Origin of the sequence: Streptomyces sp. CA-142005 (assembly GCF_050942335.1) — a bacterium.
Taxonomy (GTDB): Bacteria; Actinomycetota; Actinomycetes; order Streptomycetales; family Streptomycetaceae; genus Streptomyces.
Map to the genome: position 1 here is coordinate 2304527 of NZ_CP192078.1, position 20716 is coordinate 2325242.

General features: G+C 72.6%; 20 protein-coding genes and 1 riboswitch. Of the genes, 6 read left to right on the forward strand and 14 right to left on the reverse strand.

The window, feature by feature from the left end; all coding sequences use genetic code 11:
- Nucleotides 1–12: 12 nt before the first annotated feature.
- From ACQPXS_RS11015 to ACQPXS_RS11035, 5 genes are read right to left on the reverse strand one after another with little or no spacing between them, the layout of a single operon-like run.
- A complete protein-coding gene (locus ACQPXS_RS11015; protein ID WP_351809542.1) occupies nucleotides 13–285 on the reverse strand; it encodes a phosphoribosyl-ATP diphosphatase in 273 nt (90 codons plus the stop codon).
- 34 nt (nucleotides 286–319) lie between these two features.
- A complete protein-coding gene (ribH, locus tag ACQPXS_RS11020; RefSeq protein ID WP_351809540.1) occupies nucleotides 320–805 on the reverse strand; it encodes a 6,7-dimethyl-8-ribityllumazine synthase in 486 nt (161 codons plus the stop codon).
- Nucleotides 806–827: 22 nt separating this feature from the next.
- Complete coding sequence (locus ACQPXS_RS11025) at nucleotides 828–2141, reverse strand: bifunctional 3,4-dihydroxy-2-butanone-4-phosphate synthase/GTP cyclohydrolase II (RefSeq protein WP_433449090.1); 1314 nt, start codon at nucleotides 2139–2141, stop codon at nucleotides 828–830.
- A complete protein-coding gene (locus ACQPXS_RS11030) occupies nucleotides 2138–2779 on the reverse strand; it encodes a nicotinamide mononucleotide transporter family protein (protein WP_433449091.1) in 642 nt (213 codons plus the stop codon). The genes ACQPXS_RS11025 and ACQPXS_RS11030 overlap by 4 nt, the downstream gene beginning before the upstream one ends.
- Nucleotides 2776–3384, reverse strand: coding sequence for a riboflavin synthase (locus ACQPXS_RS11035; protein ID WP_351809532.1), 609 nt, complete (start codon nucleotides 3382–3384; stop codon nucleotides 2776–2778). Before ACQPXS_RS11035 ends, ACQPXS_RS11030 begins: the two co-directional genes overlap by 4 nt.
- A gap of 156 nt (nucleotides 3385–3540) precedes the next feature.
- Nucleotides 3541–3671: riboswitch (FMN riboswitch) on the reverse strand.
- A gap of 279 nt (nucleotides 3672–3950) precedes the next feature.
- Here ACQPXS_RS11035 and ACQPXS_RS11040 point away from each other — a divergent pair.
- The gene (locus tag ACQPXS_RS11040; protein WP_433449092.1) at nucleotides 3951–4841 is read left to right on the forward strand and encodes an RNA polymerase sigma-70 factor; all 891 of its coding nucleotides are present in this window, start codon (nucleotides 3951–3953) and stop codon (nucleotides 4839–4841) included.
- Nucleotides 4842–4944: 103 nt separating this feature from the next.
- Nucleotides 4945–5685: an SDR family oxidoreductase gene (locus ACQPXS_RS11045; RefSeq protein WP_433449093.1), complete on the forward strand. Its 741-nt coding sequence runs from the start codon at nucleotides 4945–4947 to the stop codon at nucleotides 5683–5685.
- Between the two features lie 69 nt (nucleotides 5686–5754).
- Here ACQPXS_RS11045 and ACQPXS_RS11050 read toward each other — a convergent pair whose 3' ends face one another.
- Complete coding sequence (locus tag ACQPXS_RS11050) at nucleotides 5755–7041, reverse strand: ROK family transcriptional regulator (protein WP_433449094.1); 1287 nt, start codon at nucleotides 7039–7041, stop codon at nucleotides 5755–5757.
- 131 nt (nucleotides 7042–7172) lie between these two features.
- Here ACQPXS_RS11050 and ACQPXS_RS11055 point away from each other — a divergent pair, with 131 nt between their 5' ends.
- Nucleotides 7173–8387, forward strand: coding sequence for an MFS transporter (locus ACQPXS_RS11055; RefSeq protein WP_433449095.1), 1215 nt, complete (start codon nucleotides 7173–7175; stop codon nucleotides 8385–8387).
- Here ACQPXS_RS11055 and ACQPXS_RS11060 read toward each other — a convergent pair.
- Nucleotides 8347–8805: an acyl-CoA thioesterase gene (locus ACQPXS_RS11060; RefSeq protein WP_433449096.1), complete on the reverse strand. Its 459-nt coding sequence runs from the start codon at nucleotides 8803–8805 to the stop codon at nucleotides 8347–8349. The two genes, ACQPXS_RS11055 and ACQPXS_RS11060, sit on opposite strands and share 41 nt — an antisense overlap.
- A 77-nt stretch (nucleotides 8806–8882) precedes the next feature.
- Nucleotides 8883–10154 carry an alginate lyase family protein gene (locus tag ACQPXS_RS11065; protein ID WP_433449097.1) on the reverse strand — a complete coding sequence of 424 codons (1272 nt, stop codon included), beginning with the start codon at nucleotides 10152–10154 and terminating at the stop codon, nucleotides 8883–8885.
- Between the two features lie 144 nt (nucleotides 10155–10298).
- Here ACQPXS_RS11065 and ACQPXS_RS11070 point away from each other — a divergent pair, with 144 nt between their 5' ends.
- The 3 genes from ACQPXS_RS11070 to ACQPXS_RS11080 all read left to right on the forward strand — a co-directional run bounded on the left by ACQPXS_RS11070 (nucleotide 10299) and on the right by ACQPXS_RS11080 (nucleotide 13598).
- The gene (locus ACQPXS_RS11070; RefSeq protein WP_433449098.1) at nucleotides 10299–11705 is read left to right on the forward strand and encodes a uracil-xanthine permease family protein; all 1407 of its coding nucleotides are present in this window, start codon (nucleotides 10299–10301) and stop codon (nucleotides 11703–11705) included.
- A 174-nt stretch (nucleotides 11706–11879) separates the two neighbouring features.
- On the forward strand, nucleotides 11880–12566 hold the full coding sequence (locus tag ACQPXS_RS11075; protein ID WP_433449099.1) for a DUF5995 family protein: 687 nt from the start codon (nucleotides 11880–11882) through the stop codon (nucleotides 12564–12566).
- 102 nt (nucleotides 12567–12668) lie between these two features.
- On the forward strand, nucleotides 12669–13598 hold the full coding sequence (locus tag ACQPXS_RS11080) for an LLM class F420-dependent oxidoreductase (protein ID WP_433449100.1): 930 nt from the start codon (nucleotides 12669–12671) through the stop codon (nucleotides 13596–13598).
- 40 nt (nucleotides 13599–13638) lie between these two features.
- Here ACQPXS_RS11080 and ACQPXS_RS11085 read toward each other — a convergent pair whose 3' ends face one another.
- The 6 genes from ACQPXS_RS11085 to ACQPXS_RS11110 form a co-directional block, all read right to left on the reverse strand.
- On the reverse strand, nucleotides 13639–15336 hold the full coding sequence (locus ACQPXS_RS11085) for a flavin monoamine oxidase family protein (protein WP_356307482.1): 1698 nt from the start codon (nucleotides 15334–15336) through the stop codon (nucleotides 13639–13641).
- Nucleotides 15337–15391: 55 nt separating this feature from the next.
- On the reverse strand, nucleotides 15392–16180 hold the full coding sequence (locus ACQPXS_RS11090) for a carbon-nitrogen hydrolase family protein (protein WP_351809502.1): 789 nt from the start codon (nucleotides 16178–16180) through the stop codon (nucleotides 15392–15394).
- 333 nt (nucleotides 16181–16513) lie between these two features.
- Nucleotides 16514–17113 carry a DUF4232 domain-containing protein gene (locus ACQPXS_RS11095; RefSeq protein ID WP_433449101.1) on the reverse strand — a complete coding sequence of 200 codons (600 nt, stop codon included), beginning with the start codon at nucleotides 17111–17113 and terminating at the stop codon, nucleotides 16514–16516.
- A 117-nt stretch (nucleotides 17114–17230) separates the two neighbouring features.
- Nucleotides 17231–17611, reverse strand: a complete 381-nt coding sequence (locus tag ACQPXS_RS11100; protein WP_433449102.1) for a DUF742 domain-containing protein — start codon at nucleotides 17609–17611, stop codon at nucleotides 17231–17233.
- A gap of 7 nt (nucleotides 17612–17618) precedes the next feature.
- Nucleotides 17619–18056, reverse strand: coding sequence for a roadblock/LC7 domain-containing protein (locus tag ACQPXS_RS11105; RefSeq protein ID WP_433449103.1), 438 nt, complete (start codon nucleotides 18054–18056; stop codon nucleotides 17619–17621).
- Nucleotides 18046–20643 (reverse strand): nitrate- and nitrite sensing domain-containing protein, encoded by a 2598-nt coding sequence (locus ACQPXS_RS11110; RefSeq protein ID WP_433449104.1) that lies wholly within the window; start codon nucleotides 20641–20643, stop codon nucleotides 18046–18048. The genes ACQPXS_RS11105 and ACQPXS_RS11110 overlap by 11 nt, the downstream gene beginning before the upstream one ends.
- Between the last annotated feature and the right edge of the window lie 73 nt (nucleotides 20644–20716).

Below are 20716 nucleotides of genomic sequence, written 5' to 3' on the forward strand. Positions count from 1 at the left end.
GCAGCAGGTGGCTTACAGGTGGGCGTAGACGTCGTCCAGGGAGATCCCGCGGGCGACCATCATCACCTGGATGTGGTACAGCAGCTGGGAGATCTCCTCGGCGGCCGCCTCCTTGCCCTCGTACTCGGCGGCCATCCAGACCTCGGCGGCCTCTTCGACGACCTTCTTGCCGATGGCATGGACGCCCTTGCCGACCAGCTCTGCGGTGCGGGAGGTGGCGGGGTCGCCGTGGGCGGCCTTCTGCTGGAGCTCGGTGAAGAGCTCCTCGAACGTCTTCTTGGACATGGTGGTCCTTACCCTACGCGCTCCGGCCGGTGCCTCAGTGCCAGGGTTCGGATACTGAGCGGAGCGTGGCGGCGGTCGCGACCGCCGCGGTCACCGCCTCGTGGCCCTTGTCCTCGTTCGAGCCCTCCAGGCCGGCCCGGTCCAGGGCCTGCTCCTCGGTGTCGCAGGTGAGCACGCCGAAGCCGACGGGCACTCCGGTCTCCACACTGACCTGGGTGAGGCCCTGGGTGACGCCCTGGCACACGTAGTCGAAGTGCGGCGTGCCGCCGCGGATGACGACGCCGAGGGCGACCACGGCGTCGTAGCCGCGCCCGGCCAGCACCTTGGCGGCGACCGGGAGTTCGAAGCTGCCGGGGACCCGGATCAGCGTCGGCTCGTCGATCCCCAGTTCGTGCAGGGCGCGCAGGGCGCCGTTCACCAGACCGTCCATCACCTTCACGTGCCACTGCGCCGCGATGACGGCGACCCTGAGGTCGCTCGCGTTGCGTACGGACAGTTCCGGTGCACCCTTGCCGCTCACGTGTCTCCTAAGTGCTTCTTGCTTACTGGTTGCCACAGCCGGACGCGACCGCGGCCGCGGAAGCGGTCACGGCGGGCGTGTCCAGCCAGGGCAGGTCGTGTCCCATGCGGTCGCGCTTGGTGCGCAGGTAGTGCAGGTTGTGCTCGCCCGCCTGGATGGGCATCGACACGCGGCCGGTGACCCGCAGGCCGTGGCGCAGCAGCGCGTCCGTCTTGTCCGGGTTGTTGGTCATCAGCCGGACGCTGTGCACGCCGAGGTCGGCGAGGATCTGCGCGCCGGCGCCGTAGTCGCGGGCGTCGGCGGGCAGGCCGAGTTCGAGGTTGGCGTCCAGGGTGTCGCGGCCGCGCTCCTGCAGCTCGTACGCCCGGAGCTTGGACAGCAGACCGATGCCGCGCCCCTCGTGGCCGCGCAGGTAGACGACCACGCCCCGGCCCTCGTCCTGGATGCGCTGCAGGGCGGTGTCCAGCTGGGGGCCGCAGTCGCAGCGCAGGGAGCCGAAGACGTCGCCGGTGAGGCATTCGGAGTGGACGCGGACCAGGACGTCCTCGCCGTCGCCGAGGTCGCCGTGGACGAGGGCGACGTGTTCGACGCCGTCGACGGTGGAGCGGTAGCCGTAGGCGGTGAAGGTGCCGTGCTTGGTGGGCAGGCGGGTCTCGGCCTCGCGGCGGACGGTGGGCTCGCTGCCGCGGCGGTAGGCGATCAGGTCCTCGATGGAGATGATCGTCAGGCCGTGCTTGCGGGCGAACGGGATCAGCTCGGGCAGGCGGAGCATGCGGCCGTCCTCGCCGGCGATCTCCACGATGGCGCCGGCCGGGCGCAGACCCGCGAGCCGGGCGAGGTCGACGGCGGCCTCGGTGTGGCCGTTGCGGGTGAGGACGCCGCCGGGCTTGGCGCGCAGCGGGAAGACATGGCCGGGCCGGACGAAGTCCGTCGGCTCGGCCGTGCCGCTCGCGAGGAGCTGGAGCGTCGTGGCGCGGTCGGAGGCCGAGATGCCGGTGCTCACACCGTGAGCGGCCGAGGCGTCCACGGAGATGGTGAACGCGGTCTTCATCGACTCGGTGTTGTCCTGGACCATCTGCGGCAGCCGCAGGCGGTCCAGTTCCTCGCCCTCCATGGGGGCGCAGATGAGTCCCCGGCACTCGCTCATCATGAAGGCGACGATCTCGGGGGTCGCCTTCTCGGCGGCGATGACGAGGTCGCCCTCGTTCTCCCGGTCCTCGTCGTCCACGACCACGACCGGGCGGCCGGCCGCGATGTCGGCGATGGCCTGCTCGACGGGGTCGAGCCCGAAGCTCTCGATGGCGTCCGTGTCGTACAGGGGCGGTGCCGAGGTCATGCCGGGGCTCCTTCCAGGACGGGCTGCGAGCTCCTGCGGGAGCGCAGCCACCAGTCGCGCATGCCCCACAGGACGAGTGCGCCGTAGATGACGTAGACGAAACCGGAGAAGGCGTAGCCGTTGGCGAAGTTGAGGGGTACCCCGACGAGGTCGACCAGCAGCCAGGCGATCCAGAACTCGACCATGCCCTTGGCCTGGGCGTACATGGCGACGACGGTGCCGACGAAAATGTAGGCGTCGGGCCAGGGGTCCCAGGACAGCGACGGGTAGGCCGTGAAGAGCAGGGCCACGGCGACCGTGCCGGCGGCGGCCGCGCCGAGCATCGCCGCGCGCTCGCGCCAGCTGGCGAACCGGGGGGCGATGTGCCCGTCCTCGGCCCGGCCCTGGTTGCGCCGCCACTGCCACCAGCCGTACAGAGCGACGGCCATGACGACGGTCTGCTTGCCGGCGCTGCCGGTCAGATGGCCGTAGAAGGCGGCGAAGAGGACGAGGCCGGAGAGGAACTGCACGGGCCAGGTCCACAGGGAGCGGCGCCAGCCGAGGGCGAGGGTGATCAGGCCGAGGATGTTGCCGACCATGTCCGACCAGATGATGCGCTGGCCGAAGAGGGTGAAGGCCTCGGAGTTCAGCCAGTTCACTTGGCGGCTCCCTGGGCACGGTCGCCGAGGAGCCGCTCGACGTACTTGGCGACGACGTCGACCTCCAGGTTGACCGGGTCGCCGGGCTGCTTCAGGCCGAGGGTGGTCAGGGCGAGGGTGGTCGGGATGAGGCTGACGGTGAAGTGGTCGGGGCCGGCGTCCACGACCGTGAGGCTGATGCCGTCGACGGTGATGGAGCCCTTCTCCACGACGTAGCGGGAGAGGTCCGCCGGGAGGGAGATCTTCACGATCTCCCAGTTCTCCGAGGGCTTGCGCTCCAGCACCTCGCCGGTGCCGTCGACGTGACCCTGCACGATGTGCCCGCCGAGGCGCGCGCCCACGGCCATGGGGCGTTCGAGGTTGACGCGCGAGCCGACGCCGAGCGCGCCGAGGCTGGAACGGTTCAGGGTCTCGGCCATGACGTCGGCGGTGAACTCGTCGCCCTCGTGCTCCACGACGGTGAGACAGACCCCGTTCACGGCGATGGAGTCGCCGTGCTGCGCGCCCTCGGTCACGACGGGGCCACGGAGCCGGAAGCGGGAGGCGTCGCCGAGGTTCTCGACGGCGGTGACCTCACCCAGCTCTTCGACGATTCCGGTGAACACTTCCCGGGTCCTCCTGCCTCTTCGGGCACGGACTCCGGGGCCTGTCGATGACGACAGAATGTACGGGTGAGCACACCGGGCGACGCCGAAAGAGGCCCGTCCGTACGCGGACAAGCCCCAGATACGGCGGCGCGCACGGATACACGTGCCCGCCCGCCGCGCACTGCCTCCCATCCGGACTTTAACCGTCGGTCCAGGAATTTCACCTGGTCAACCGGCCGCTGGAAGCGACCGGGTCGCGGACTGTAACCGCCGGTTCGGACTTTCACCGACCCCGGAGTGCGCTGCTTCTGGTACAGGGCCAGTGTGCCACGCCGGGCGGCGCTCCAGACAGACGGAGGGTGTGGGCTCCCTCACAGCATGTGTCTCCGGCCTTGCGTGCCACGGCCGGCTCGCGCAACTGCCGGACGTGCAGGGCGCTTTGGTCTTGGTCCAGACCTATTGACCACACTGGTCTAGTCCTCTTATCGTGCGGGCGGGTCCGGTGGCGGTGACGACGGCCCTTGCCCGCCGCCGGACCGCCAGGACCTCCGGACGCCGCCGGGGGGTCTGGCAGGCTGAGGCGCATGACGCCTTCGCCGCTCTCCGACGAGTTCGAATCCCACCGGTCGCGGCTGTTCGGTCTGGCCTACCGCCTCCTGGGCTCCGCCCACGAGGCGGAGGACGCGGTGCAGGACGCGTATCTGCGGTTCAGCGGCGCCGACCGGGCGGCGATCGAGCACCCGGGGGCATGGCTCGCCAAGGCCGTCACCAACCTCTGTCTGACCCGGCTGACCTCGGCCCGGGCGCGGCGCGAGGAGTACCCCGGGACCTGGCTGCCCGAGCCGGTGGCCACCTCCGACGGGACGCTCGGCCCGCTGGAGTCGGCGGAGCGGCGCGAGCAGGTCTCCATGGCCCTGCTGGTCCTGCTGGAGCGGCTGACGCCGACCGAGCGGGCCGTGTACGTGCTGCGCGAGGCGTTCGGTTACGCCCACCGGGAGATCGCGGACGTCCTGGCCCTGAGCGAGTCCAACTGCCGCCAGCTGTACCGGCGGGCGGCGGCCCGGGTCGCCGTGCCGGAAGGCCGCTTCGAGCCGGCGCCGGAGCGGCAGGAGGAACTGCTCATGTCCTTCCTCACGGCGGCCCGCGAAGGTGACCTCGCCGGTCTCGAGAAGATGCTCGCGGCGGACGTCACCTACTGGGGCGACGGCGGCGGCAAGGTGTCCGCGGTCAGGCGGCCGGTCGAGGGACGCGAGAAGGTCGTGCGCTTCCTGGTGGGCGGGGCCGAGCGGTTCGCGGGCGGCCTGGACATCGTGGTGGCGGAGGTCAACGGCGCGAGCGCGCTGGTCGCGTGGGCGGGCGACGTACTGGCCGCGGTGGCGTCCTTCGAGCTGCGGGACGGCCTGATCACCCAGGTGCGCACCGTGACGAACCCGGACAAGCTCTCCTACGTGCAGCGGCAGCTGAAGCGGTCGTAACGGGGCCGGTCCGGGGCCTGTCACATTTCCGGGGGGCTGCCTGGTCTGAAGCGGGAGAGGGCGCTCCGACCGGGGCACCCGAGTGCGGAGGGACGGGAACAGCATGACGATCCTGGTGACCGGCGGGACCGGCACGCTCGGCCGGTGCGTGACGGAGCGGCTGCGGACGGAGGGGCAGGAGGTGCGGGTGCTCAGCCGGCACACGCAGCCGTACGCCGTCGATCTGCGCGTGGGCGGCAGTGCGCTCGACGCGGCGCTGGAAGGCGTGGACACCGTGGTGCACTGCGCGACCACCCAGCGGGGCGGGGACGAGGCCTCCGCCGATCATCTGATCGCGGCGGCGCGGCGGGCGGGGGTGGGCCATCTGGTCTACATCTCGATCGTCGGCATCGACCGGGTCCCGCTCGGCTACTACAAGACCAAGCTGGCCGTGGAACGCCGGATCGAGGCGTCGGGCCTCGGCTGGACCATCCTGCGCACGACCCAGTTCCACGACCTGCTGGCCACGCTCCTCGGCGGACTGGCCAAGCCGCCCGTCATGCTGGTCCCGGCCGGGGTCCCGGACCAGCCGGTGGAGGTGACGGAAGTCGCGGACCGCCTGGCCGAGCTGGCACTCGCCGCGCCGGCCGGACGGGTGGCGGAGATGGGCGGCCCCGAAGTGCGGTCCCTGGACTCGCTGGCCCGCGCCTATCTCCGCGCGACCGGGCGGCGCCGGGCGGTGGCACGGGTGCCGCTGTTCGGCCGGGCCTATCGCGCCTGCCGGGAGGGCGGACTGGTGACGCCGGAACAGGCGGTGGGGAAGACGACGTTCGAGGAGTATCTGGGGCGGCGCTTCGGCGGCTGACACGGCGGCCCGGGGCAAAGACGAAGGGGACGCGCAGGCGTTGCCGCTCCAGGAACGGCCGGTGGGCGGTCAGCTGCGGTCCGGGGGCGCGAACAGCTCGTCCTGGGCGCGGTCGCGGGCGGTCAGCAGGGCGCCGCGCAGGACCGCCGTGCCGCCGAGAGTGCTCGGCCGTACCTCCGTGAGCAGGGGGGACATGCGGCGGAGCCGCTCCTCCACCAGCCCCGCGAGCACGGTGCCGCCGGCCTGTCCGGCCTCTCCGCCGAGCACCACGCAGCCGGGGTCGAGCACGGCCACCACCGACGCGGCGCCGACGGCGATCCGGTCGGCGAGGGCGTGCAGAAACCGGCCGGCGGGGCGTTCGGCACCTGAAGCGCCCGAACCGGCAGGGCGTTCGGCGTCCGTATGAGACGCCTCCCCCGTCAGCTCCGCCACGGCCTCCCGGATCACCACCGCCGTACCCGGTCCGTCCATCGTGGCCGGTACCGGCAGGCCGTGCCCCGCCGCCAGGGCGCCGATCGCCGCCGCGCCCGCGAGCGAGTGGAAGCCGCCGTCGCAGTCCCTCGCCGAAGGCAGCGAGTCGGTGCCCGGCACCGGCAGGAAACCGATCTCGCCCGTGCCGCCCGAGGCGCCGCGGCGCAGCGTGCCGTCGAGGACGACCGCCGCGCCCACGCCATGGCCCAGCCAGAGCAGGACGAAGGTGTCCCGGTCCCGGGCCGCGCCCTCGCGCTGTTCGGCGAGAGCGGCGAGGTTGGTCTCGTTCTCCACGGTGACCCGGGCCCCGGGCAGCCGCTCCTGCAGGGCCGCGGCCAGGCTGCGGTGCCACTCGGGCAGTCCGCCGGAGTCGCGCAGGTCGCCGGTGGCCGGGTCGATGAGGCCCGGCGCGCCGATGCCGACGGTGTGCAGCCTCCCCCACGCTCGAACGCCCTCGCGCGGGGGCGCCCCCATCGCCCCAGCTTCCTTCGCGGTCCGCTCCACCGCGGCCACCGCCTGCTCCACGGCGGAACCGGTCCCGGTGTCGCCGCCGATCGGCACGGACGCCTCGGCCAGCACCCGTCCGACCAGGTCGGAGACCAGGACGAAGACCCCGCCCGTGCGCACGTCGAGCGCGGCCAGGTGGGCACGGTCGGCGACGATGCCGTACAGCCGGGCGTTGGGCCCCCGGCGCTGCTCGCCGGACTCGCCGACCACCGTGATCAGCCCTGCGGCGGTCAGCCGTTCCACGAGGTCGGCGACCGTCGGCCGGGACAGGCCCGTCAGCTGCTTCAACTGCCCGGCCGTGAGCGGGCCTTCCTGCTGCAACAGGCGCAGGGCCAGCCGGTCGTTGATGGCCCGGGCGGTGCTGGGTGATGCGGGCATGACGGGAATCCTCCCAGATCGACGCGCCGAGGAACGCCGACGGCGGCCGTAAAACCGTCTATCTATCAGGCAGGGTCCCTGATAGTTTACGGCGCGTGCCACGAGGGCGAGCTGCGGGGAGGGAACGGAACATGAGTGACGTGGGCTTGGCACGCGACGAGGTGAGGCGCGCCCGGTACGCCGTGGCGGCCGTGTTCGCCGTGCACGGCGCCGTGACCGGCACGTTCGCCACCCGGGTGCCGTGGGTCCAGGACCACGCCTCCCTCAGCGCGGGCCAGTTGGGGTTCGCGCTGGCCTTCACGGCGTTCGGCGCCTCGTGCGCGATGCCGCTGGCGGGCCGGATCAGCCACCGCTTCGGCAGCCGTACGGCACTGCGCGGTCTGATCGCGCTGTGGACGCTGTCGCTGGTCCTGCCGTCCCTCGCGCCGAACCTGTACACCCTGTGCCTGGCGATGTTCACCTACGGCGCGAGCGCCGGCATGGCCGACGTGGCGATGAACGCGCTCGGCGTCGAGGTCGAGCGGCTGCTGGACAAGTCGATCATGTCGGGGCTGCACGGCATGTGGAGCGCGGGCGCCCTGACCGGCTCGGCGGCCGGCACGCTCGCCGCGCACCTCGGCTCGGACGCCCGCCTGCACTTCTCGCTCGCCGCGGCCGTGCTGACCGTGCTCGGACTGGTGGCCTGCACCTGGGTGCTGGACCTGCAGCCGGCCGAGGACGAGGAGCCACCACCGCGGTTCGCGCTGCCGCCGCGCTCGGCGCTGCTGATCGGCACGGTCGGCTTCTGCGCGGTGTTCGCGGAGGGCGCGAGCCTGGACTGGTCGGCGGTGTTCCTGCGGGACCGGCTGGACAGCTCCGCCGGCGTGGCCGCGGCCTGCACGACCGGCTTCATGCTGACGATGGCGGTGGCCCGGATCGCCGGGGACGCGGTGGTGAACCGGTTCGGCGCGGTCCGCACCGTCCGGGCCGGCGGCGTCCTGGCCGTGCTGGGCGGACTGCTGATCGTGTTCGCGGGGTATCCGGCGGTGGCGATGGGCGGGTTCGCGCTGATGGGGCTCGGCATCGCGGTGGTCGTGCCGCTGTGCTTCGCGGCGGCCGGGCACGCCGGACCCAATCCCAGCCAGGCCATCGCGGGCGTGGCGACGATCACCTACACCTCGGGCCTGGTCGCGCCGAGCCTCATCGGCGGGGTGGCCCAGGCGACCAGCCTGGTGGTGTCGTTCTGCGTGGTGACGGCGCTGGCGAGCGGGCTCGCGGTGTTCGCGGGAGTCCTGCGCAGCGCCGAGCGCGGCGGCCGGACCGAGGTCAGCCGGCCGGCCGCAGCAGTTCCCGACCCACGGCCCTGAAGGCGTCGGACCAGGGCGCCGGGCGCAGGGTCGTGGCGTCGAGCCGGACCAGCACCCGGGTGCCCTGGGCGTAGGTCCGCGTGCCGTCGGCCGAGCAGAGGCGGAAGCCGTAGGTCAGACCGGTGGTGCCGAGCCGGTCCAGCCAGAGGTGGACGGCGTAGGTGCCGGGGCTGGTCACGGGTGCCTCGTAGCTGATGCGCAGTTCGCGGACCGCGTTGCAGGCGTCGCCGGCCGCGTGCCAGTCGCCGTCGAAGCGGACGCCGTGCGCGGTCCACAGTTCGGTCCAGGCGCGCTCGACCAGCAGCGGGTAGCGGGCGTTGTGCAGCAGGCCGAGCGCGTCGAGGTCGTCGAAGTGCACGGCGACGGGGATCAGCCGGCCGTAGGAGACGACGGGTGCGATCGGGGCTTCGGCGGTCACGGGGGCGGGCTCCTGAACATCGCTGCTGGGACGGATCCATACTAAGCGACCGCTCAGGAGCCCGGGCCGGGGGCCGGTCAGCCCGCGATGGAGTCCAGCTGCTCGGCGGCGGGCCGCAGCGCCCACAGGTCTCCCCCGGGCGGCGCCTCCAGCCTGGTCACGGCCGCCTTCGCCGCGGTGTCCCCGGCGTCGGCGGCCGCGTGCACGACGTCGGTGGCCGCGTACCGGTGGAACTCCAGCTCGGGGTGCGGCCACGCGGCGGCGCCGGTCGCGGTCGGCAGCAGGTAGTCGACCGCCTTGAACAGGCTCTGACCGTCCGGGCCCCGGTACGACCACAGGTTCACGCCCACGTGCCGGCCGATGGCCGCGAGCCGGGTGTAGGCGACCAGGTCGAAGGTGGAGTAGTGCCAGCTGCGGGTGCGGGCGAGCTCCTGCGGCTGGCTGCCGTCGCCCGCGATCTGCGGGTCGATGCGCCTGCCGCGTGCGTCGAGCACGGTCCGCCGGGCCAGGGCGGTGTCACCGGTGGCGTAGGCGAGGGCGGCGAGCTGCATGTCGTAGAAGGTGCCGTGGTTGTTGGCGGCCGCGCCCTCCTGCGCGCCGAAGTCGCTGTTCTTCAGCCAGTTCAGGAAGTCGGCGTTCCACGTGCCCATCGCCGTACGGTCCTCGGCGCTCCAGCCGGGGGCGCCGGCGGCCAGGATCGCCTGGGCGTCGAGGACGCTGGTGTACGACTGGGAGAAGTCGATGATGCCGATGGCCCGGCCGTCGTACTTGCACGGGATGAACTGGGCGTGGTCCAGGTCGGGGTTCATCCGGGTGGCCGGGTCGAGGAACCACGTGCGCAGGATCTGCCCGGCCTTCTCGGCGTAGACGCGCTTGCCGGTGTAGTACCAGGCGAGCGCGAGGTCGTACGTCGAGTCGAAGACCTTCTCGGCGTCCTGCCGGTCCGTTCCGCTGTCGACCTCCGGGTTGCGCTGCCCGTCGCGCTGGACGTACGGGCAGCCCCAGGGGTTGTCGGCGGTGGGGGTGGTCGTGGGCCACCAGTAGGGGGCCTGGCTCAGGTACTCGTGGACGTCACCGCCGGGTGCGGGTCTCGGCTTGTCGACGACCGTCCAGGGGCCCTGGTCCAGCCAGGTGTCGGCGCGGGTGGTCAGGTCCCGCAGCGCGCGCTGGAGTCGGGGGTCGTGGTCCAGGCTGGCGCGGGTCCGCAGGAGGCGGTCGCCGTCGAGGACGGCGGTCCTCGGGGCCCTCGGCGCGAAGGGGGCGGACGCGGCGTGCGCGGACGGGACGAGCGCGGCCCCCAGCGTCACCACCGCGGCCAGCAGCGCGGCCGCACGGGATCTTCCACTCATCGAGCACTCCGATCTGTCTTCGATCAGCGTGGGTCAGATATATGAACTGCATTCATGAGTAGGACCGTGTGAGCGTAGAACCGCTCGTTACCCGTGACAATGGTTCGGACCGTCTTCACGTACGTAAGAAAGCGAAACTGCACCATGGATCTCGGCGTGCGCTGGAAGCTGCACGGTGACGGGCGTACGCCCGCGCCCGGAGCGGTGGTACGCCCCGACGAGCGGCTCTCCTGGCCGCGCACGGTGGGCCTGGGCGCCCAGCACGTGATCGCGATGTTCGGCGCGTCCTTCGTGGCGCCCGTCCTGATGGGCCTCGACCCGAACCTGGCCATCATGATGTCGGGCGTGGCGACCGCGATCTTCCTGCTCGCCACCCGTGGCCGGGTGCCGAGCTATCTGGGCTGTTCCCTGTCGTTCGTGGGTGTGGCCGCCGTCATCCGCGCCCAGGGCGGCACGAGCGCCACGGTGACCGGCGCGGTGTTCGTCGTCGGTGTGGCGCTGTTCCTGGTGGGACTCGCGGTGCAGCGCTTCGGGGCACGGATCATCCACGCGGCCATGCCGCCGGTCGTCACCGGCGCGGTCGTCATGCTGATCGGCTTCAACCTCGCCCCGGTGACCGCCTCCACCTACTGGCCGCAGGACCAGTGGACGGCCCTGCTCGTCATGCTGTTCACGGGACTGGCCGTGGTCTGCCTGCGTGGCTTCTGGTCCCGTATCGCGATCTTCCTCGGTCTGGTCTTCGGCTACGGCATCTCCTGGGCCTTCGACCGGATCTTCGGCAAGATCCACTCCATGAGCCCCGGCGGCAAGGTCACCGACCACTGGCGCCTGGACCTCTCCGGCGTCTCCAAGGCCGACTGGATCGGCCTGCCGCACTTCCACGGGCCGTCCTTCCAGTGGTCGGCGATCCTGGTCGCGCTGCCGGTCGTCATCGCCCTCGTCGCGGAGAACGCGGGTCACGTCAAGGCGGTCGGCGAGATGACCGGCGATCCGCTGGACGACAGGCTCGGTACGGCGATCTCGGCGGACGGCGTCGGGTCCATGCTGTCCACCGCGGTGGGCGGCCCGCCGAACACCACCTACTCGGAGAACATCGGCGTGATGGCGGCGACCCGCGTCTACTCCACCGCCGCCTACTGGGCCGCGGCCGGCTTCGCCCTGCTCTTCGGCGTCTGCCCCAAGTTCGGCGCGGTCGTGGCCGCGGTCCCGGGCGGCGTCCTCGGTGGCATCACCGTGATCCTCTACGGCATGATCGGCCTGCTCGGCGCCCAGATCTGGCTGCACGGCAAGGTGGACCTGCGCAACCCGCTGAACCTGGTGCCGGCCGCCGCGGGCATCATCATCGGCGTCGGCAACGTCAGCCTCAAGTTCACCAGCACCTTCTCGCTCAGCGGCATCGCCCTCGGCACCCTGGTCGTCATCACCGGCTACCACGCGCTGCGCGCCTTCGCCCCGGCCCACCTGAAGACGCAGGAGCCACTACTGGACGAGGGCACCTCCGCCTACGACACGGAGGCCGAAGGCGAGGTGGCTCCGCGCGCCAAGTCGTAGGCGTACGACGGGATGAACGTCCCGGCCGCGCCCCGGCCGGCCGTCGGTCCGGGCCTCGCCGGTGTGCGGGGTCGGCGGCCGGGCCGGGGTCACCACGGCGGTCCGTTACCCCGTTCCAGCGAAGCGCCGGGCCGGTCGGCCCGCCCCTCGGCCCAGGGCTGGGACCCTTCCCCCATGGCGCAGTTGGAACAGCTCACCACTCCCGTCGACGCGATCGTCTCCCGGATGCGCGCCCTCGACGCGACGCTGCCCGAGCGGGACGGCGTCGCCGTGTTCAACCGCGTCTACCTCACCGTCACCGAGGAGATCGACCGGCGCCTGGCCGGCGGGGCCTTCCCTGATCCACGGGCGGCGATCGCGCTGGACGTGCGGTTCGCCGAACGCTATCTGGCGGCGGTCGACGCGGCGGCCGTGGACCGCCGTCCGCCCGCCTGCTGGCGCCCGCTGTTCCAACTGCGCCGCCACCCCGGGGTACGGCCGCTGCAGTTCGCGCTGGCGGGCATCAACGCGCACATCGGGCACGATCTGGCGCTCGCCGTGGTGGACGCCTGCCGCACGCTCGGCTGCGAACCGCCCGAGCTCGAGGACGAGTTCGACCGGGTGGGCGAGCTCCTCGTCGCGCTGGAGGAGCGCATCCGCGAGGATCTGATGCCGGGCCCCGATCTGCTGCAGATCGCCGACCCGCTCACCCATCTGCTGGGCTCCTGGAGCCTGGAGCGGGCCCGCGACGCGGCCTGGGTGGCGGCACGGACCCTGTGGACGCTGCGTCGCTGCGCCGACATGGCCGAGGAGTTCGCCGAACGGCTGGACACGGCGGTGGGGTTCGCGGGGCGGATGCTGCTGACGCCGCTCACCGACTGAACCTGGCCGGATTCCGCCCCTGCGCGAGCCGCCTGCGGAACAGCCCGGTGATCGCCGTACGTTGTCTGCGCGTATCCGATCCCATCACAGAGGAGCAGCGGTATGGCGACCCGCCTCGGCCTGAGTCTTCCCCAGATGCGGCAGTACTCGATCGGCACGGACGTGCCCGCGGTGGCACGCGCCGCCGAACGGATCGGCTACGACAGCCTGTGGGTCTTCGAGCGCGCCCTGTTCCCGGAGCCCGCGACCCAGGGTCTGTACGGCGTCGAGGGCCTGCCCTGGCCCGACCAGTACCGGAACGTGGCGGACCCGCTGGTCACCCTCACCCTGGCCGCCGCGGCCACCGAGCGGGCGGAGCTGGGCTCCAGCGTCCTGGTGGCGCCGCTCCACGTCCCGTTCCAGCTCGCCAAGGCCCTCGCCTCGCTGGACGCGGCGAGCGGGGGCCGGGTCATCGCGGGCCTCGGCACCGGCTGGTCCCTGGACGAGTACGCGGCCTCGGCCGTACGGCCGTTCGAAGAACGGGGCGTGGCCCTGGACGAGACCATCGCGGTGTGCCGGGCGGTGTGGGGTCCGGATCCGGTCGTGTACGAAGGCGAGTCGACCCGGATCGCCTCCGCCGTGGTCGGGCCCAAGCCCGCCCGGCCGATCCCGATTCTGCTCGCCGCGAGCAACCGGCGGGCGTGGCGGCGGCTGGTGGACCACGCCGACGGATGGCTGCCGGTGGGCATGGGCGCCGACCAGGTGGCCGCGCAGTGGCGCCGGCTGCGGGAGCTGGCCGAGGAGCGGGGACGCACCGAGCCGATCCGGACGGTCCTGCGGGTGAACGCCGGCCAACTGCCCAAGGCGTACGAGGGCGCGGACCGCCGGCCCTTCCAGGGCAGCGTGGACCAGATCGTCGAGGACCTGGTGGAGCACGCGCGGATCGGCCTGGACGAGATCCTCATCGACCTCCAGGGCAGCGCGCGGGACGCGCAGGAACTCACGGACGTCGCCGCGGAGGTGTTTGAAAAGGCGCGGGCGGCCGGAGTCTGAGGCCGGCCGCCCGCGCCTTGGTCCTTGCTCGCTCCTCGGGTCAGTCCTCGGGCAGCTCCACCGGGGCGATCTCGTCGTACACGTCACCCGGGCCGGGGTTGGCCGGGTCGGTCTCGCCGCCGAAGTGGTGCATGACGCCCCAGACCGCGTTCAGCGCGGTCTGGACGGCGCCCTCGGCCCAGCCGGCCGTCCAGGAGATGTCGTCGCCGGCGAGGAAGATGCCCCGCTTGTCCTCGGGCAGCCGGTCCTGCATGAAGTGGGTGAACAGGCGCCGCTGGTAGCGGTAGTGACCGGGCAGGTTGGCCTTGAACGCGCCCATGAAGTAGGGCTCGTTCTCCCAGGAGACCGTCACCGGGTTGCCGATGATGTGCTTCCTGATGTCGACCTTCGGGTAGATCTCGCCGAGCGACTTCAGCATGACCTCCATCCGCTCGTTCGCGGACAGCGGCAGCCACTTCAGGCTGTCGTCGCACCAGGTGTAGGACAGGCAGATGACGGCCGGCTGGTCCGGGCCGTTGTCCAGCAGGTAGGTGCCGCGGGTCATGCGGTCGGTCAGTGTCATCGACATGACGTCCCGGCCGGTCTCCTCGTCCTTGTCCAGCCAGAACGGCCGGTCCACGGGCACGAAGAGCTTGCTGGACTCCATGTAGTGGGTGCGCTCGATCGCCGTCCAGTGGTCGATCGGGAACAGCGAGTCGTCACAGGCGATCTTGGACAGCAGCATCCAGGACTGGGCGGTGAAGATCGCCGCCTTGTAGGTGCGGATGTCGCCGTTCGCGTCCGTCACGGTGATCTGGTTGCCCGCGGTGCGGTGCAGCCGGGTCACGGCCGGGCGCGGTTCGCCGTCCACGTGCAGGGACTTCAGCGAGGTGCCGTACGGCCAGTGGACGATCTTCTCCGGCTCGCGCTCCCACAGGCGCAGCGGCAGCTGCTGGGAGCCGCCGACGATACCGCGGTGGTGGTCGTCGGCCTCGGTGTAGACGACGCGCAGGATCTCCAGGATGGAGTTCGGGAAGTCGGTGTCCCAGCCGCCGGTGCCGAAGCCGACCTGGCCGAAGATCTCGCGGTGCCGGAAGGACTTGAAGGCCTCGGAGTCGCAGAGGAAGCCGTAGAAGGTCTGGTTGTCGAGCTTCTCGACGAGCTTGGCCCAGATCTCGCGGATGCGCGGGACGTCCCGCTCGCGCATGGCGCGGTTCATGTCGGAGAAGTCGGCGCCCTCGTCGAGGCACTTGTTCCAGGCCTCGGCGACGTCCCGGTACACCTGGGGCAGGTCGTCGATGGTCTCGGCGTAGTGCGACTCGCCCTTGAGATCGACGACGGTCGAGGGAGTGGCCTCGGCCAGCGGGTTCGGGAAGGGCCTGGTCTCCAGGCCCACCATGTCGATGTAGTGCTGGAGGGCGGTGGAGGACGGCGGGAAGCGCATCGCGCCCATCTCGGCCGTCAGCGACTCGTCACAGCCCTCGAAGCCGACCGTGCGCAGCCGGCCACCGATCTGGTCGGCCTCGTAGACGACGGGCTTGAGGCCCATCTTCATCAGCTCGTAGGCGGCCACGATGCCGGACAGGCCGCCGCCGATGATCGCGACCTCGGTGCCGTGCTCGGTCGCGGGTATCTGTCCGAGGCCCGCCGGGTGGGCGAGGAAGTCGTCGTAGGCGTAGGGGAAGTCCGGGCCGAACATGGTGATCGGCGGCTGCTGCTCGTCGGTGTGCTCGACGGCGTTGGGCACCGTGGACGTCATGGGGTACGGACTCCTTGCGCGTGGTGAAACAGGGGGGAGGCTCTGGGGCGGCGGCTCAGCCGAGCGACCCGTACAGACCGGGGCGGCGGTCCTGCAGATACGGGTTGGCCTCGCGGGAGGCGGCCAGGAAGGCGGGGTCGGCGTCGGCGACCACCAGCTGCTCGGCGCGGCCGGCGCGGGTGCGGGCGACACCGTCGGGACCGGCGAGGACGGAGAGGCCGACGAACTCGAACTCCCCTTCCTGTCCGACCCGGTTGACGTACGCGACGTACATCTGGTTCTCCCAGGCGCGCACCGGCACCAGGGACTCGGCGACGAACTGGAAGGGGTGCATCTGCGCGGTCGGGACGACGAGGAGGTCGGTGCCGGCCAGGGCGTGGGCGCGGACGTTCTCCGGGAACTCGACGTCGTAGCAGATCATCAGGCCGACGGTGAGGCCGTTCAGCTCGGCCTGGACGACCGGCTGCTCGCCCGGCGTGAAGTGGTCGCGCTCGAAGCAGCCGAAGAGGTGGGTCTTGCGGTAGTTCGCGAGCCGGGTGCCGTCGGCGGAGATCAGCTGGGCGGAGTTGTGGACCGTGTCGCCGTCGCGCTCCGGGTAGCCGTAGACGATCGCCAGACCGTGCCGGTGGGCCAGCTCGGCGATCGCGTCCGCGCTGTCGCCGTCGGCGGGCTCGGCGAGGCGGGCGATGTCGTCGCCGATCGCGTACCCGGTCAGGAACATCTCCGGCGCGGCGAGCAGCGCGGCGCCCGCGGCGGCGGCACGCCCCGCGGCCTCGTCGAGGACCTTGAGGTTCTCGGCGACCGAGCCGGGGCGGCCGGAGCTCTGGAGCAGGGCGGTGCGCATGCGGGTCCTCACCGGAAAGTGGCTTTGGGGGCGGGCCTCGACGTTTTTGGGGGCCACGAAGAAGGTACGGTCGGCGCGCTCGGCCGGACAAGAAGGAGCCGTTGCGCGCCCGTGCGCGGTTCATTGCGTGGAATGCGGGTCGGACGGCGATTCGTTGCGCGCCCCCATGTCCGGTTCCCGTCCTCCCGCGGCGCAGGTCACGGCCGGGGGGATGCCCCCGGCCTGCCGGGGGTGAGGGATCTGCCGCCGTGCGTGTCCCCCGCCCCTCGAGAAGGTGAAGCAGGGCACGGGTGACTACAAGGTCGTGCCCTGCGGCCGAGGCTCCAGGTCCGGCTACTTGCCGGTGCCGACCGGGTCGACGGTGACGGCGGGGCCGCTGCCGTCGGAGACCGGCACGTTGATGCTGACGGGCAGCGTGCGGGAGTGGGTCTCGTTCGGCGGGGTCACGACGAGGCCGGTGAAGGTCTCGCCGCTGCCGCCGGAGTTGTTCGGCGGGTAGTGCAGGGTGAAGCGGGTCTCCTCGCCGGGCTTGACGCTGACCAGCGGCGCGGCGAGCTTGCTCCGCTGTGCGCTGACGGTGCCGTCCTTGCTCTTGAGGTCGGCACCGGGGAAGCCCTTGAGGCTGCAGGTGGCGGAGCCGGTGTTCTTCAGGTTGACGATGAGGGTGCCCTCGGCCATGCCACCGGAGGTGCTGAACGCGAGCTGGGACGTGGTGCAGGCGGACGCCATGGCGCCGCCCGTCCGGGACGCGGTGGGGGCGCCCTTGCCGCCGGACGCACCGCTGCCGTCGGAGCCCTGGGAGGTGGAGATCCGCGAGCTCGGCGAGGAGGAGTCGCCCGCGTCGGACGAGCTCGTGTCACCGCCCTGGCAGGCGGTGAGCGACAGGCCTGCGACGGCGGTGACGGCTAGCAGCGAGAGCTTCTGGACGCGCATGGTTCCCCTTCGGCGGTGCGGGTTCGGCGGTGCGGGTGACGTGCTGACCCATGAGACAGCGACCGCGGTGGGCGCGTTCCGATCGACACCGCTCTCGTACGCGGCTGTGACAAACGGCTAGAGCTCCCGCAGCCGTCGCACGATCTCCCGCAGCAGCCCCGGATCGGTGGCCGGGCCGCCGGCCGGGTGACGGCGGGGCTCGTCGATGCGGATCAGACCCGCCTCGGCCAGGTCGCCGAGCAGGACCCGCAGGACGGTCAGGGGCAGGTCGGCATCCGCGGCCAGCTCGACCACGGGACGCGGGCCGCGCCGGATCAGGTCGAGCAGGGCGGCGCGGGCATGGTCGACATCCGGTCCCGGAGCGTCGGCGTCCAGCGCGGTGACCCGGGACATCAGGTCGATGGCGTGCGCGCTCGCGGGCCGGGTGCGGCCCCGGGTCACCGTGTAGGGGCGCACCATCGACCCGGTCTCGTCCTCGTACCAGTGCTCGTCGCTCACCGCTGGATCATTCGGGGGTGCGGGCGGCGGCGTCCAGGTGGCGGCCGAGGCGGCGGACGAGCAGGGCCATCTCGTGGGCGAGCTGGCCGACATCGGTGCCGGCCTCGCTGAGGACGGCCAGCCGGCTGCCGTGCCCGGCCGGGGTGATGAAGAGGTAGGCGTCCTCCAGCATCACCATGGTCTGCCGCACCTCGCCCGCGGCGAACCGCTCCCCGGCGGAGCGGGCCAGGCCGTGGAAGCCGGAACAGACGGCGGCCAGATGCTCGACGTCCCGCCGGCGCATCCCGTCCGAGCTGCTCAGCGGGAGACCGTCGGCGGTCAGCAGCACGGCCTGCCGGACATGGCCGGTGCGTGCCACGAGGTCGTCCAGCAGCCAGCCCAGGTCCGTGCCGGGCGCTCCGGCGGGCGGGTCCTGCGGCTCCGGGGTCTGGTCGTCACCGTTCATGATCGGTGTCGGTCCCTTCGTCGGCGTGGCTGGTCAGGGGGTCGGGGTCGGCGTCGGTGAGCGCGTTGTGGGCGGGTGCGGGGCGGGCGGGTGCCTTCCCCGCGCCCCTCGGGAGCTGCCGCTGCGTCGGCTGCGCGGTACCGGTGCTCCGGGCCGTCGCGTCGGCCGGCGCTTCTTCCGTGGCTGGCAGGCCCTCGCGGCCGCGGTCGAGGCCGCGCTGAAAGGCTCCGAAGATCGTCCGCATCTCCTCGGCGTCGACCTCCCGCCCGGGTGCCGTGTCCGGCGCGGGCGGGTCCTCCCGCAGTTCCCGGGCGAGCGAGGCCTGGCGGACCCGGGTCGGGAGGGCGGGAGCCTCCGGATCGGGAGCCGGGGTGTGTGCCGGTTCCCGTTCCCGCCCGGCGGACGGCTCCGGGGCGACGGCACTCCCCGGTTCGCCGGAAGGCCGGGCCCCGGGCCGCCTCCGCGTGGGCAGCACGTCCGTACCGGGAACGGAATCGGCCGACTTGCCCGAGGGCGGCTCGGCCGCATCCGCCGACGCCTCGGGCCGGCCCCTTGTCGGCAGCTCCCGTACGGTCGCGAGGCCGTCGGCGCGCCCGTGCGCGGGCAGCGTCCGGCCCACCGGGGCGCCCGCCCCAGGCCGGGTGTATCCGGGCCGCGCGTCCTCGGGGGTGGCGGGCTCCACCTCCGCCAGTACCCCCGCCGGCAACAGCACCACCGCCGTCGTGCCCCCGTACGGCGAGTCGCCGAGGCTCACCTCGATGCCGTGGCGGGCGGCGAGGCGGCCGACGACGTAGAGGCCGAGGCGGTCGTGGCGGGTGGGGTCGAAGGCGTCGGGGTCGGTGAGGGTGGCGTGGGCCTGGGCGCGGGCGTCGGCGTCGAGGCCGAGGCCCCGGTCGTCGATCTCCAGCACGAACCCGCTGCCGACCCGGCCGGTGCGCAGCGTGACCTGGGTGTGCGGGGGCGAGAAGACCGTGGCGTTCTCCAGGAGTTCGGCGATGAGATGGACGACGTCGGCGACCGCGTCCGCCGCCACGCCCACCTCCGCCATCGGCGGCACCACCACGCGCGCGTAGTCCTCGATCTCACCGACGGCCGAGGCGACGACGTCCGCGATCGGCACGGGCCGGCGCCAGCGGCGGCCGGGCGCGGCGCCGGAGAGGATGATCAGGCTCTCCGCGTGCCGCCGCATGCGCGTGGTCAGGTGGTCGATGCGGAACAGTTCGCGCAGGACGTCGGGGTCGTCGGTGCGCCGCTCCAGGGTGTCGACCAGCTTCAGCTGGCGGTGCACCAGCGCCTGGTTGCGGCGCGCGATGTTGAGCAGCACCGCGAACAGGCCCCGGCGCAGCCCGGCCTGCCTGACGGCGGCCTCGACGGCGGCGAGCCGCGCGGTGTTGAAGGACCGGCCGACCTGCCCGATCTCGTCGTCGCGCACCTCGTCGGCGGCCAGCGGCGGCGCCTCCGCCACCGCGTCGACCTCCTCGCCGGCGCTCAGCCTCCGCATCACGTCGGGAAGTTGGCGCTGGGTCAGGACGTCGGCCGCGTCCCGCAGGGTCTCCAGGCGCCGCGAGATGCGCCGGGCCCCGCGCACCGCGAACCACAGCGACAGCCCCACGGCGGCGAGCCCCACCACGCCGACGACGGCCGACTTGGTCAGCTCCCGGTAGGCGAAGGCCCGCCCGCGTGCCGCGGAGTTCTCGGCGGACCGCGTGCACAGCTGCATGTACCGCTTCACGGCCCGGTCGGTGGTGGACCGCCAGGTGTCCGCCGCGACGGCCTGCCCGGCGCCCGCGGCGCCGGCCCGCAGCAGCGCGTCCTCGCCGCGCACCAGCGAGCCGTACAGGTCCCCGCGCTGGAAGTCCTCGAACAGCGCGCGCGAGTCGGCGGGCAGGTCCGGTACGTACGTCCGCTGGAACACCCGCCTGTCCTCGATGGTCGCGGTCAGCGTGTCGTACTGCCGGTCGGTCAGCGTGCCGGCCGCCCGCGCCCCGGCGACCAGCGCGTCCTCCCGCGAGACGAACTCCCGCACCCGCACCAGCTCGATGACGACCTGGGCCTCGCGGGCGAGCTGTCCGGCCTGGAGGGCGGTGAGCGTGGACTGCACGTCGAAGCCGGGCTCGACCAGCGCGCTGTACTCCTCCACGGCCCGGTCCCAGGTGATGTGCCGGGCCAGCACCCGCGAGCGCAGCCCGTCCAGCTTTCCGGTCGCCGCGTCCACGGTGTCCAGCGCCTGCCGCTGCCGGGCCGTGAGCCGGTCGCGATCGCCGCCCCGGATCGCCTGCCGCATGGCGTCCACGGCCCGGTCGGTACGGCGTTGCTGTTCGAGCAGCCGACCGGCCGTCGCCGTGTCGAGGCGGGCACCCAGATAGGCGGCGGACATCCGGCGCTCGATCTGGATCTGCCCGATCGCGGTGTCCACGGGGGTGCCGAAGTCCTCGTACACCCCCTGGAGCCGGATCAGCCCCCGCAGTTCCGCGGTGACGGACACCATCGCGAAGCTCCACAGCGCCATCAGCGCGACGGCCGGGGCGAGCGCGAGCGCCACGATCCGCGCACGGACGGTGGTGGGACGGCCGAGGGGCCAGCGCATGGGGTACCTGCCGCGGTTACCAGTCAGTAGGAAGTGCGGCACAACCTACGGGACCGTCACCCCGACCGCAATG

Coding starts and splice junctions, on each gene's coding strand:
- ACQPXS_RS11050 (WP_433449094.1), bottom strand. CDS start 7,041: ATGCCCGCATCACCCAGCACCGCCCGGGCCATCAACGACCGGCTGGCC.
- ACQPXS_RS11090 (WP_351809502.1), bottom strand. CDS start 16,180: ATGCGCACCGCCCTGCTCCAGAGCTCCGGCCGCCCCGGCTCGGTCGCC.
- ACQPXS_RS11085 (WP_356307482.1), bottom strand. CDS start 15,336: ATGACGTCCACGGTGCCCAACGCCGTCGAGCACACCGACGAGCAGCAG.
- ACQPXS_RS11110 (WP_433449104.1), bottom strand. CDS start 20,643: ATGCGCTGGCCCCTCGGCCGTCCCACCACCGTCCGTGCGCGGATCGTG.
- ACQPXS_RS11040 (WP_433449092.1), top strand. CDS start 3,951: ATGACGCCTTCGCCGCTCTCCGACGAGTTCGAATCCCACCGGTCGCGG.
- ACQPXS_RS11095 (WP_433449101.1), bottom strand. CDS start 17,113: ATGCGCGTCCAGAAGCTCTCGCTGCTAGCCGTCACCGCCGTCGCAGGC.
- ACQPXS_RS11105 (WP_433449103.1), bottom strand. CDS start 18,056: ATGAACGGTGACGACCAGACCCCGGAGCCGCAGGACCCGCCCGCCGGA.
- ACQPXS_RS11025 (WP_433449090.1), bottom strand. CDS start 2,141: ATGACCTCGGCACCGCCCCTGTACGACACGGACGCCATCGAGAGCTTC.
- ACQPXS_RS11065 (WP_433449097.1), bottom strand. CDS start 10,154: ATGAGTGGAAGATCCCGTGCGGCCGCGCTGCTGGCCGCGGTGGTGACG.
- ACQPXS_RS11075 (WP_433449099.1), top strand. CDS start 11,880: ATGGCGCAGTTGGAACAGCTCACCACTCCCGTCGACGCGATCGTCTCC.
- ACQPXS_RS11070 (WP_433449098.1), top strand. CDS start 10,299: ATGGATCTCGGCGTGCGCTGGAAGCTGCACGGTGACGGGCGTACGCCC.
- ACQPXS_RS11015 (WP_351809542.1), bottom strand. CDS start 285: ATGTCCAAGAAGACGTTCGAGGAGCTCTTCACCGAGCTCCAGCAGAAG.
- ACQPXS_RS11055 (WP_433449095.1), top strand. CDS start 7,173: ATGAGTGACGTGGGCTTGGCACGCGACGAGGTGAGGCGCGCCCGGTAC.
- ACQPXS_RS11045 (WP_433449093.1), top strand. CDS start 4,945: ATGACGATCCTGGTGACCGGCGGGACCGGCACGCTCGGCCGGTGCGTG.
- ACQPXS_RS11080 (WP_433449100.1), top strand. CDS start 12,669: ATGGCGACCCGCCTCGGCCTGAGTCTTCCCCAGATGCGGCAGTACTCG.